The sequence below is a fragment of the Pseudomonas sp. BNK-45 genome (genome assembly GCF_047456255.1).
GTDB lineage: Bacteria > Pseudomonadota > Gammaproteobacteria > Pseudomonadales > Pseudomonadaceae > Aquipseudomonas.
Map to the genome: position 1 here is coordinate 319,205 of NZ_CP179909.1, position 12,583 is coordinate 331,787.

At 63.0% G+C, this 12,583-nt stretch carries 8 protein-coding genes and 1 pseudogene; all 9 read right to left on the reverse strand.

What is annotated here, in order from left to right:
- Nucleotides 1-70 precede the first annotated feature (70 nt).
- On the reverse strand, nucleotides 71-4,516 hold the full coding sequence (gene gltB / locus ACMGG8_RS01445; protein ID WP_060837166.1) for a glutamate synthase large subunit: 4,446 nt from the start codon (nucleotides 4,514-4,516) through the stop codon (nucleotides 71-73).
- 348 nt (nucleotides 4,517-4,864) lie between these two features.
- Nucleotides 4,865-6,448: an SPOR domain-containing protein gene (locus ACMGG8_RS01450; protein WP_060837165.1), complete on the reverse strand. Its 1,584-nt coding sequence runs from the start codon at nucleotides 6,446-6,448 to the stop codon at nucleotides 4,865-4,867.
- 10 nt (nucleotides 6,449-6,458) lie between these two features.
- On the reverse strand, nucleotides 6,459-7,559 hold the full coding sequence (gene aroB / locus ACMGG8_RS01455) for a 3-dehydroquinate synthase (RefSeq protein WP_060842257.1): 1,101 nt from the start codon (nucleotides 7,557-7,559) through the stop codon (nucleotides 6,459-6,461).
- A 146-nt stretch (nucleotides 7,560-7,705) separates the two neighbouring features.
- Nucleotides 7,706-8,224 (reverse strand): shikimate kinase AroK, encoded by a 519-nt coding sequence (gene aroK, locus ACMGG8_RS01460; RefSeq protein WP_016966152.1) that lies wholly within the window; start codon nucleotides 8,222-8,224, stop codon nucleotides 7,706-7,708.
- Nucleotides 8,225-8,228: 4 nt separating this feature from the next.
- Nucleotides 8,229-9,485: pseudogene (locus tag ACMGG8_RS01465) on the reverse strand (type IV pilus secretin PilQ); the annotation flags it as partial.
- A 191-nt stretch (nucleotides 9,486-9,676) separates the two neighbouring features.
- Nucleotides 9,677-10,204, reverse strand: coding sequence for a pilus assembly protein PilP (locus ACMGG8_RS01470; protein WP_414159053.1), 528 nt, complete (start codon nucleotides 10,202-10,204; stop codon nucleotides 9,677-9,679).
- Complete coding sequence (locus tag ACMGG8_RS01475; RefSeq protein ID WP_414159054.1) at nucleotides 10,201-10,824, reverse strand: type 4a pilus biogenesis protein PilO; 624 nt, start codon at nucleotides 10,822-10,824, stop codon at nucleotides 10,201-10,203. Before ACMGG8_RS01475 ends, ACMGG8_RS01470 begins: the two co-directional genes overlap by 4 nt.
- Nucleotides 10,821-11,387 carry a PilN domain-containing protein gene (locus tag ACMGG8_RS01480; protein ID WP_060842253.1) on the reverse strand — a complete coding sequence of 189 codons (567 nt, stop codon included), beginning with the start codon at nucleotides 11,385-11,387 and terminating at the stop codon, nucleotides 10,821-10,823. Before ACMGG8_RS01480 ends, ACMGG8_RS01475 begins: the two co-directional genes overlap by 4 nt.
- Nucleotides 11,387-12,448 (reverse strand): type IV pilus assembly protein PilM, encoded by a 1,062-nt coding sequence (pilM, locus tag ACMGG8_RS01485; RefSeq protein ID WP_414159055.1) that lies wholly within the window; start codon nucleotides 12,446-12,448, stop codon nucleotides 11,387-11,389. Before pilM ends, ACMGG8_RS01480 begins: the two co-directional genes overlap by 1 nt.
- Between the last annotated feature and the right edge of the window lie 135 nt (nucleotides 12,449-12,583).

Here is a 12,583-nt window from a genome sequence, read left to right on the forward strand (position 1 = left end):
TCGATCACGTATGCCCGGCAAACCTCGCACTGCTTCATTTGCAGATTGAGGCTTGCCACTTGCAGCTGCTTTATTGCGGACTCGCACGAGTACTGGTGAGCAGAGACTTCAGGTTCGCTGCCTTGGGTTTGACCAGCCAGAAGCGACGCAGGTAGTCGTCGAGGTTCTCGGCCAGTTCACGCCCCCACTCGCTGTCGGTTTCCGCGACGTACTCGTTCAGCACGTTTTGCAGGTGGCTGCGATAGGCTTCCATCGCTTCGCCACTGATCCGCTGGATTTCCACCAGTTCGTGGTTGACCCGGTCAACGAAGGTGTTGTCCTGGTCGAGCACGTAGGCGAAACCGCCGGTCATGCCCGAGCCGAAGTTGTAACCGGTCTTGCCCAGTACGCAGACGAAACCACCGGTCATGTACTCGCAGCAGTGATCGCCGGTGCCTTCCACCACGGTGTGGGCACCGGAGTTGCGCACAGCGAAACGCTCGCCCGCGGTGCCAGCGGCGAACAGCTTGCCGCCGGTGGCGCCGTACAGGCAGGTGTTGCCGATAATGGCGCTGTCCTGAGTCTTGTAGACGCTGCCCTTGGGCGGAACGATGACCAGCTTGCCGCCGGTCATGCCCTTGCCCACGTAGTCGTTGGCATCGCCTTCCAGGTACAGGTTCAGGCCGCCGGCGTTCCACACGCCGAAGCTCTGGCCCGCAGTGCCCTTGAAGCGGAACGTGATCGGCGCCTGGGCCATGCCCTGGTTGCCGTGGAGCCGGGCGATCTCGCCGGAGATGCGTGCGCCGATGGAACGGTCGCAGTTGCAGATATCCAGCTCGAACTCGGCGCCGCTCTTGTCGTTGATCGCCGAACGCGCCATGTCGACCATTTTTTCGGCCAGCAGGCCCTGGTCGAACGGTGGGTTGCGGTCCACCTGGCAGAACTGCGGCTTGTCCGCCGGGACGTGATCGCTGCCCAGCAACGGGGTCAGGTCCAGGTGGTGCTGCTTGGCCGTCTGGCCCTCCAGCACCTCCAGCAGATCGGTGCGGCCGATCAGCTCTTCCAGGGAGCGCACGCCGAGCTTGGCCAGCCACTCACGGGTTTCTTCGGCGACGTAGGTGAAGAAGTTCACCACCATGTCGACGGTGCCGATGTAGTGATCCTTGCGCAGCTTTTCGTTCTGGGTGGCGACGCCGGTGGCGCAGTTGTTCAGGTGGCAGATGCGCAGGTACTTGCAGCCCAGGGCGATCATCGGCGCGGTGCCGAAGCCGAAGCTTTCGGCGCCGAGGATGGCCGCCTTGATCACGTCGAGGCCGGTTTTCAGGCCGCCGTCGGTCTGCACCCGGACCTTGCCGCGCAGGTCGTTGCCGCGCAGGGTCTGGTGAGTTTCCGCCAGGCCCAGTTCCCACGGCGCACCGGCGTACTTGATCGAGGTCAGCGGCGAAGCGCCGGTACCGCCGTCATAGCCGGAGATGGTGATCAGGTCGGCATAGGCCTTGGCCACACCGGCGGCGATGGTGCCGACACCGGCTTCCGCCACCAGCTTCACCGAAACCAGGGCCTGAGGGTTGACCTGCTTGAGGTCGAAGATCAGCTGCGACAGGTCTTCGATGGAGTAGATGTCGTGGTGCGGCGGTGGCGAGATCAGGGTCACGCCAGGCACGGCGTAACGCAGCTTGGCGATCAGGCCGTTGACCTTGCCGCCGGGCAGTTGGCCGCCTTCGCCGGGCTTGGCGCCCTGGGCCACCTTGATCTGCAGCACTTCGGCGTTGACCAGGTATTCCGGGGTCACGCCGAAACGGCCAGTGGCCACTTGCTTGATCTTGGAGCTCTTGATGGTGCCGTAGCGCGCCGGATCTTCGCCGCCTTCACCGGAGTTGGAACGCGCACCGAGGCGGTTCATGGCTTCGGCCAGGGCTTCGTGGGCCTCGGGGGACAAGGCGCCCAGGGAGATGCCCGCGGAGTCGAAGCGCTTGAGGATCGACTCCAGGGGCTCCACTTCGCTGATGTCCATGGGCGTGTCCAGGGTCTTCACCTTGAACAGGTCACGGATCATCGACACCGGGCGGTTGTCCACCAGCGCGGTGTATTCCTTGAACTTGGCGTAGTCGCCCTGCTGCACGGCGGCTTGCAGGGTGTTGACCACGTCCGGGTTGTAGGCGTGGTATTCGCCACCGTGGACGAACTTCAGCAGGCCGCCTTGCTGGATCGGCTTGCGCGGGCTCCAGGCTTCGGTCGCCAGGGCTTTCTGCTCGGCTTCGATGTCGACGAAACGTGCACCCTTGATCCGGCTCGGTACGCCACGGAAGCTCAGGTTGCAGACTTCCTCGGACAGGCCGATGGCTTCGAACAGCTGCGCGCCACGGTAGGACGCGATGGTGGAGATGCCCATCTTCGACAGGATCTTCAGCAGGCCCTTGGTGATGCCCTTGCGGTAGTTCTTGAACACCTCATAGAGGTCGCCCAGCACTTCACCGGTACGGATCAGGTCGCCCAGCACTTCGTAGGCCAGGAACGGATAGACCGCCGAGGCACCGAAACCGATCAGCACCGCAAAGTGATGCGGATCGCGGGCAGTGGCGGTTTCCACCAGGATGTTGGAGTCGCAACGCAGGCCTTTTTCGGTCAGGCGGTGGTGTACCGCGCCCGTGGCCAGGGAAGCGTGGATCGGCAGCTTGCCCGGAGCGATATGGCGGTCGCTGAGGACGATCTGGGTGCGACCGGCGCGCACGGCCTCTTCCGCCTGATCGGCGACATTGCGGATCGCCGCTTCCAGGCCGACGCTTTCGTCGTAGTTGAGGTCGATGATCTGCCGCTCGAAGCCCGGGCGGTCGAGGTTCATCAGCGAGCGCCACTTGGCCGGGGAGATCACTGGCGAGCTGAGGATCACGCGCGAGGCGTGCTCGGGCGATTCCTGGAAGATGTTGCGCTCGGCACCGAGGCAGATCTCCAGGGACATGACGATGGCTTCGCGCAGCGGGTCGATCGGCGGGTTGGTGACCTGGGCGAACTGCTGGCGGAAGTAGTCGTAAGGGGTGCGCACGCGCTGGGACAGCACCGCCATCGGCGTGTCGTCGCCCATCGAACCCACTGCTTCGTAGCCTTGCTCGCCCAGCGGACGCAGGACCTGGTCACGTTCTTCGAAAGTGACCTGGTACATCTTCATGTACTGCTTGAGCTGGTCGACGTCGTAGAAGGCCGAACCGTGGTCGTTGTCTTCCATGGTGGCCTGGATGCGCAGGGCGTTCTTGCGCAGCCATTGCTTGTACGGATGGCGCGACTTCAGACGGTTGTCGATGGCGTCGGTGTCGAGGATCTGCCCGGTTTCGGTGTCCACGGCAAAGATCTGCCCCGGACCGACCCGGCCCTTGGCGATCACGTCTTCGGGCTGGTAGTTCCAGACGCCGATCTCCGAAGCCAGGGTGATGAAGCCGTTCTTGGTGGTGACCCAGCGGGCCGGACGCAGGCCGTTGCGGTCCAGCAGGCAGACGGCATAGCGGCCGTCGGTCATGACCACGCCGGCCGGGCCGTCCCAGGGCTCCATGTGCATGGAGTTGTATTCGTAGAACGCCCGCAAGTCCGGGTCCATGGTCTCGACGTTCTGCCACGCCGGCGGAATGATCATGCGCACGCCGCGGAACAGGTCGATGCCGCCGGTGACCATCAGTTCGAGCATGTTGTCCATGCTCGAGGAGTCGGAACCCACGCGGTTGACCAGCGGCCCGAGTTCTTCCAGATCCATCAGATCGTTGCTGAACTTGGTGCGCCGGGCCTGGGCCCAGTTGCGGTTGCCGGTGATGGTGTTGATCTCGCCGTTGTGGGCGAGGAAGCGGAATGGCTGGGCCAGCGGCCATTTCGGCAGGGTGTTGGTGGAGAAGCGCTGGTGGAACACGCAGATCGCGGTTTGCAGGCGCGGATCACCCAGGTCCGGATAGAAGGCGGCGAGGTCCGCCGGCATCATCAGGCCTTTATAGATGATGGTCTTGTGGGAAAAGCTGCAGATGTAGTGATCGGTGTCGGCAGCGTTGGCCACCGAGGAGCGACGACGGGAGCTGAACAGCTTGACGGCGAAATCCTGATCGCTCAGGCCTTCGCCACCGATGAACACTTGCTCGATCTGCGGCAGGCGCTCCAGGGCCAGACGCCCGAGCACACTGGTATCGATCGGCACTTTGCGCCAGCCCAGCAGTTGCAGGCCAGCGGCCAGGATCTCGCGGTTCATGTTTTCGCGAGCGGCTTCGGCCTTAGCCGGATCCTGGTTGAAGAACACCATGCCCACTGCATATTGCTTGGGCAGATCGGTGCCGAAATGTTCCTTGGCGACGGCGCGCAGGAACAGGTCGGGCTTTTGCATCAGCAGACCGCAACCGTCGCCGGTCTTGCCGTCCGCGTTGATCCCACCGCGGTGGGTCATGCAGGTCAGGGCCTCAATGGCCGTTTTCAACAGGGTATGACTGGGTTCGCCCTGCATATGGGCTATCAGGCCGAAACCACAGTTATCCTTAAATTCATCTGGTTGGTACAGACCTGCTTTCATAGACACTTTCTCACCAGGCTGCCTCTTATCGAGACAAATTTCTTTTCAATTCAACCACTTACCATCCACGCCGAACGTACGCCGACTTTGCGGGGGCAAAAGGGAGGTCATTGTACACACCGACACAAAGCCCCACAAATTTGGCGACGATCTGTCGCAAATTTATGTCGCATTTATGAACGTTTTAAAGCGATATGCTGTGCTAGTCAAAAAGTTTTGCTTTTGACTGCCGCGACTCAAAAACTACTGTGACGCAGACACCACAAGGCACGCGGCCTGTAAGGCAGCATGCCGATGCGGAAATTTGAGGTTGCCGGGAGAGGCGGCCTGGGTAAGGCCGCCGAATCTTCAGCGAGTTGTTGCCAGTTCTTGTTGAACGCTAGCGACAGTGCGAGGCCAAGGTTTACCAGCCTGAACCTTCGCTGGCAAGGATTTGATGGCGCTGACCGCGGCATCGCGGCTGGAGAAGTTGCCGTAGGTGATCACATACAGCGGCTTGCCATTGAGGACTTTCTTGAAGTAACGGTACTCGCCGCCCTGCTCCTTGACGAAGCTCTGGGCCGTGGCTTCCGAACTGGTGCCAAGGATCTGCACCACGTAGTTGCCCGGCGCTTGACCGGCGTACCAGCTGCCACCGGCGGCCTTGGCCACGGTGACCGGCTTCTCCGCCGGCTTGGCGGCTGGAGCAGGCTTGGCGGCAACCGGTTTTTCCACCGGCTTGGGCGCTGGCGTCGGCTTGGCGGTGGCGACCTGGGTCGGCGCCGGGGTTGGCCGCGCAGCCGGAGTCGGTGCCGGACCGGCCACGGCGCCGGCAGGTGGCGCGGTGGTGGTCACGGTGGGCGGAACCGCGCTGGAGCCTTCCACCGGAACCCCGTCATCCCCCTCGGTAATGCCGCCTGCGGCTTCCGCCAGAGGACCACGCATCACTGGCTGCGACTGGCCGACCAACGGCAGAGGCATCGGTTGGGATGAACCGGCGAACTCCACAGATGGACTGCCATTGGCATTTGGCGTCGGCGTCTGCCCCAGCGGCAACTGCGCCTGTTCATTGGTCGGCGTACCGCTGGTCGGTGCCTTGCTGCGCCCCGGCATCAGCCAGGCGGCAGCCACGGCCACCACCACTACAGCGGAAATGGCCAATACGTGTTTCTTCGGCATGTTGAACCCCATACTTGGACGCTTGACCGCAGAGCGGCTGGCGATCATGGCTTCGATCATTGCATCCCTGGCGACCTGGTTGATGTTGCCCGGCCAGCCATCGGAGCTTTCGTGAATATCACTGATCTGATCTGCGGAGAAAAGTTCGATGCCCTGACCCGCGCCTTCGAGGCGCTGGGCCAGATATTCGCGGGTTTCCTCTTCGGTGTAGGGCTGCAGTTCGATGACGTGGAAGCGTTCTTCCTCGGTGCTCAACTGATCCAGGGTGGCGATCAGCGACGACTCGCCGAACAGGAAGACATGAGGGCGGCCTTCCGGAGCCCCTGCCGCCAGAGCCAGCAGGGCCTCGAGCGCGGACTCGTCGAGCTGCTCGGCATCATCCACCAGCAGATAGACTTCCTGGCCGGTCAGGGCCAGTTGCACCACCTGGGCCAGAATCGCGCCGATCTCGGCCTGGGCCACATTCAGCGCCTGGGCCACCTGGCGCAACACGCCGGCGGCATCGCCGGCACCGCGGGCGGAAACCACCACGCTCTGTACCGACTGCTTGTTGGTGCTGGCAACCAGCGCCTGGCGCAGCAGGGTCTTGCCGCTGCCCTGGGGGCCGGTCACCACCAGCAATAACTGGCTATAGCGAGCCAGGTGATGCAACTGCCCCAACACAGGCTTGCGTTGGGCAGGAAAGAATTTGAAGCCAGGAACCCGGGGAGCGAAAGGATCATGGCTCAACTGGTAATGGCCGAGGAAAGCCTCGTCGGCGTGCAAACTAGTCATCGGGATTTTATTAACCTTTAAGCTGAGCCAGGGCGCGGTAATCCGCTCCCAGCGTGGCCTGTAAAACCTCTTTCGGATAATCGTCGGTCACTACGGCTTCGCCCATGCGGCGCAACAGCACCAGACGCAAACGACCGTCGATCACTTTCTTGTCAATTGCCATGTGTTCGAGAAAATCCGCTTCAGTCATCTCTTCAGGCGGGATGACCGGTAGGCCCGCGCGCTGGAACAGGCGAATACCGCGGTCACGCTCCTGGCAGGTGATCCAGCCCAGGCGTGCAGACATTTCCAGGGCCATGACGGTGCCCGCGGCAACCGCCTCGCCATGCAGCCAGACACCGTAGCCCATGTGGGTTTCGATGGCATGGCCAAAGGTGTGCCCCAGGTTGAGGGTGGCGCGCACCCCGGACTCACGCTCGTCGGCACCCACCACGGCAGCCTTGGCCGCACAGGAGCGTTCGATGGCGTAAGTCAGCGCCTGCTGGTCCAGGGCCCGCAGGCGATCGACGTTTTCTTCCAGCCAGGTGAGGAAGGGTTCGTCGCAGATCAGGCCGTACTTGATCACTTCCGCCAAGCCCGCCGACAACTCGCGGCTGGGCAGGGTATTGAGGCTGGCGGTGTCGATCAGCACCACGTTCGGCTGGTAGAAGGCGCCGACCATGTTCTTGCCCAGTGGATGGTTGATACCGGTCTTGCCGCCCACCGAAGAGTCCACCTGGGACAGCAGAGTGGTCGGGATCTGGATGAAGTCCACGCCGCGCTGATAGCAGGCAGCGGCAAAGCCGGCCATGTCGCCGATCACGCCGCCACCGAGGGCAATCAGGGTGGTGCGCCGATCATGACGCGCGGTCAGCAGGCCATCAAAGATCAACTGCAGGGTCTCCCAGTTCTTGTGGGCCTCGCCATCGGGCAGGACCACCGAGATCACCGAGTATTGCTCCAGGCTGCGGGTCAGGCGCTCAAGGTACAGCGGCGCGACCGTTTCATTGGAAATGATCGCCACTTGCCGTCCGGCGATATGTGGCACCAGCAGCTCGGGCCGGTCCAACAATCCTTCACCAATGTGAATCGGGTAGCTGCGCTCGCCTAGATCGACCTTAAGTGTCTGCATGTGTCCCCACAGTGAAGATGGAAGCAGGCGTTGTGCCTTGTATTGACGATGGGCCTCGTCAGGTCTTCTGACGCTGCCCGATAGCTCTGCGCCACACCCTGGCGGTCATGGCGCGACGCCGAGAATAGCGCATTTCGCTCGGCGCATTAACGGGGTGGCAGCTGCTGCAGGCGCTCCAGGATGTCCAGCACCACCATTCGAGGCGGCCGCTCATCGGTTTCCACCACCAGATCGGCGATTTCCCGATAAAGCGGATCGCGGACTTCCAGCAAGTCGCGCAGGGTCTTGGCCGGATCGGCGGTGCGCAGCAAGGGACGATTGCGGTCCCTGGCAGTCCGACCAACCTGTTGCTCCACCGAGGCATGCAGATAGACCACTCGTCCGCCGGCATGCAGTGCCCGACGATTGGCCTCGCGCATGACCGCGCCACCACCGGTGGCCAGCACTACGCCGTCGGTGCCACAGAGCTCGGCGATCATTGCCTGCTCGCGATCGCGAAAGCCCGGTTCGCCTTCCTTATCAAAGATCCACGGGATGTTCGCGCCTGTACGCAGTTCAATTTCCTTATCGGAATCTTTGAATGGCAGGCGCAGCTCTTTGGCCAGTAAGCGGCCTATGGTGCTTTTTCCAGCCCCCATCGGCCCAACAAGAATCAAATTTCGCACAGAATCAACGACTCACAGCAATCGCCTGGTTGTTCATGATACGCGGAGTGAGAAATACCAGCAGCTCGGATTTTTTCTCCGACACCACGTCACGCCGGAAAAGGCGGCCAAGATACGGCACATCGCCAAGAAATGGCACTTTATCTACAACCTTGCTCTGGGTATTGGAAAAAACCCCGCCAATGACGATGGTTTCTCCGTCACGAACCAGGACCTTGGCATTGACCTCGTTCTTCTTGATCGGCGGCACATCCTGGACCTTGTTCAGGTAGTCCGGCTCGTCCTTGGTGACCTTGACCTCCATGATGATGCGGTTGTCGGGGGTGATCTGCGGCGTCACCTCAAGGGACAGCGAAGCCTCCCGGAACGACACGGACGTGGCGCCACTGGAACTGGCTTCCTGATAGGGAATCTCGGTGCCCTTGAGGATCCTCGCGGTTTCCTTGTCGGAGGTGACCACCCTGGGCCGGGAAACAATCTCGCCATTGCCGGTCTTTTCCATGGCGCTCAGTTCCAGGTCCAGCAGCACGTTGTCGGAGAGGTAGGCGATGTCGATGCCCGAGGTATTGGCCACAGCCCCAAGATCGACGAACGGCGCGCTGCCACTGCCCGGCGCCCCGACCGCCGATGAACCGCCGCCCTGCACCCCGGAAGCCTGCCAATGGCCCCTGTTGCCCAGCGAACCGCCCCAGCGCACTCCCAGGCTCTTGTTGTAATCGAGGTTGGCCTCGACGATCCGTGCCTCGATCATCACCTGGCGTACCGCAACGTCCAGCTGGCCAACGATACGCCGCAGCTCATCGAGGCGCTCCTGGGTCTGGTAGGCAATGATGTTGTTGGTGCGCTCGTCCACGGTGATCGAGCCCCGCTCGCCAGCCTGGTCCTCGGTGCCGGTCACCGAATGGAACAGCTTGGCGATGTCCGCAGCCTTGGCGTAGTTGACCTGTAGCAGCTCCCGGCGCAGCGGTGCCAGATCCTGCAACCGCTTCTGCGACTCCAGTTCCTGACGTTCCCGGGCGGCCATTTCATCCGCCGGGGCCACCAGCAAGACATCACCCACCTGGCGCTTGTCCAGGCCCTTGGTCTTGAGCACCAGATCCAGGGCCTGATCCCAGGGCACACGCTGCAGGCGCAGGGTAATGCTGCCTTGCACCGTGTCGCTGGCCACCAGGTTGAGGCCCGTGAAGTCGGCGATCAGTTGCAGCACCGAACGCACCTCGATGTCCTGGAAGTTCAACGAAAGCTTGGCGCCGCCATAAGCAGGCCCGGCCACAGCGCCGCCGAGCGAGTGCGTCGGGGCTGGGTCCCCCACCTGAAGCGGCGCGGATGCCCGAGCGGCCTCAGCGGCCGGGGTGGTCTTGAGTTCGGCGGCGCCGACCAGCGGTGCCAGCAGCGCCATCCATAGCGCCACACCGATGGCTGAAACAGTCCTGTTCATTGTGCAGACTCCACCTAAGAGTGTTTTTTCAGCAGCAGCGTCCGTGGTCGTTCCTGCCAGCCCCCCGCCCCATCGGCAACAATTTCCAACACCTCGACCCGTGACTCGCTGATCGCCACGATCCGACCTTCGCTTCGCCCCAGGTAGTCGCCGATCTGCAATCGGTGGACACCCTCGGCACTGCGCAACAGGGCGAAGCTGGCGCTGGTGCCGGACATGGTTCCGACCATCTGCAACCGCTCGATATCAAAGCCCTCCAGATACTGCCGGGGTCGCTGCGGATCCGGCCGGACTGCCTGCTCGCCCCATCGACGCTCGACGCGTTCGACGCTCTGCGGGGGCTGGAACGGGCTGCGCAGCCCACTGCCGTCATAGGTGAAAGCGGGGCTGGAGCGGACAACCGGCAGCGGCTCAATCGGCTCCGGCGCTTGCCGGCGCATCTGCTTCATAAAAGCCTGGGTTTCAGCGAAGTCGGCGGCCCCTTCGCACCCGCACAAGCCCAGACCAAAGCAGGCCCACATCAGCCAGCGCCAGGCCTTCATGAGTGCGGTTCCGGGCTGTCGTAGCTGTAGGTTCGCGCCCCGATGCTCAAGCGCAAGCGCGCAGGATCACCCGCTTCCAGGGGCCTGAGCTGAAAATCATGCAAGGTGACGATTCGCGGCAGGCCGGCGACGCCGCTGACGAAGGTCGCCAGATCGTGATAGCCACCTGTCACCGTGATCTGGATCGGCAGCTCGACATAAAACGGACGCGGTACGGGCGGTTGCAACTTGATCTCTTCGAGCGCCAGACCGCTGCCCAAGCCCAGGCGACTGATGTCTTCAAGCAACCCCGGGACTTCGCCGTCGCTGGGCAACTGATGCAGCAACTGCTCGAAACGGCTGCGCAGGGCCGCGAGCTGCGCCCGATACAGCTCGAGCTTGGCCACTTGCCGGGCCTTGCTGGCGAACTGCTGCTTGAGGCGGGTTTCTTCGTGACGCATCTGCTGCAGTTGCCGCAGATGAGGGCTCAGGTACAGGCCGTAACCTGCTGCCAGGATCACCAGCAGAAGCAAGGCCGCCGTCAGCGCCCTCAAAGGCGCAGGCCAGGAGCCGAGGTTGCTCAGCTCCAGCTCTCGAAGATCGGTGCCACGCAGCTGCGCCAGCCACCCGCTCGGCCTCATCGCGTCGTCTCCTCAGGCAGCGGCGGCATCAACCCGACACTGAGCCGAAACAGATGGCTCGGCTGCGGCTGCACCTCGCTGGTCTTTTTCACTTCGGCCAGGCTGGGAGCGGCAAATCCTGCGGTCGCCTGCAGATTGCGCAGCAAATCGGAGATCCGGCCATTGGCCTGGGCAACTCCACTGATACTCAAGTTCTGCCCCTGCAGATCGACTTCGGTGAAATGCAGGCCATCGGGCACGCTGCGGGTCAACTCCTGGAACATCCGTACCCGGGTCGAGCGGCTGTCTTGCAGGGCCTCGATAACCTGCATGCGCTCAAGCAGTTGCTGGCGCTGAGCCTTGAGCTCGCGAACAGCGGCGATCTGCTGATCCAGGTCCACGTTCGCCTGCTCCAGGTACTGGTTGCGGGCCTGCTGCCGAGCACTCACGCGCTCGATGCCGACATCAATCAGCAGCACCAGCCCCAAGCCCAGCAGCAGGATGACTGCCACTATCTGCAAAAAGCGCCGCTGTTGCTGCGCCCGCGCAGCTTCCCGCCAGGGAAGAAAGTTGATCCGGGCCATCAGTCGAACCCTCTCAGGGCCAGACCGCAGGCCAGCAGCAGCTCAGGCGCCTGTTCGGCGAGCGCCTGGGCATCGACCCGGGGCCCGACACTCATGCCGACGAACGGATTGGCAAGGGCCGTGGCTATCCCCAGTTGCTGTTCGATCCGCCGCTCCAGCCCGGCAAGGCGCATGCCCTCGCCAGCCAGCAGCAACCACTGCACCGGTTGCCGCTGTGGCGACTCGGAGAACTGTTGCAAGGCGCGCTGGACGTTGTGCAGCAAGTCCTGCTCAAAGGGCCGCAGCGCCTCCTCGAGACAGACTGACGGCAAACCTCCCTGGCGCTCGGCTCGCAGCGCCTGATCCAGGGTCAACGAGAAACGCTGCCCAAGGACCTGGGTCAGTTGCCGACTACCGAACAGCTGCTCGCGGCTGTAAATGATTCGCCGGTCGCGCATCACACTGAAACTGCTGACGCCCGACCCCACGTCCAACAGCGCCACCGCAGACTGCGTGGCCGCCGGACTCTGCGCCGTCAACAGCGCCAGGCAACGCTCCAGGGCCAGGGGCGCGCTCTCCACCACCTGCGGCGTCAAGCCGGCCCGGGCCAGCAGCGCCTCCCGGGCTTCGACCGTCTCGTGGCGACAGGCCACCAGCAACACCTGGACCCGCCGGGGATTGCCCGGCACCCTGCCCTGCACCTCAAAGTCGGTGGCCACCTCTTCCAAGGGATAGGGAATGTACTGGCCCGCTTCCAGACTGAGCTGGTACTCCAACTCCGCTTCATCCAGTTCCGCCGGCATGTCGATCAGTTTGCTGATCACCGCTTCACCGGGCACCGCCACCGCGGCCGCCTTGAGGCGACTGCCGCTTGTGCGCCAGGCCTGGCACAACGCCCCGGCCTGGGCCTCGGCGTCGACACCGCCCGATTCGAGAAATGAGTCGGGTGCCAGGTCTTGCCGGGCATACGCCTCGACCCGGTAGCCCCGGCCCTCCCGGCTCAAGGACAGGAGCCTGACCGATGTGGCGCCGATATCGATCCCCAACAGGGAACTCGACTTTCTGCTGAAGACTCCAAGCACACCAATTCCCTTTGCCTATCCGTGACTTACGAACCCCAGGAGCAGCAGCGCATTCAATCGCCACACCTTGACAGACGGGCAAATGACGCTCTCGGCGGAAAATGCTTATAATGCCCAGCGTTTTTTCCCGCTTTT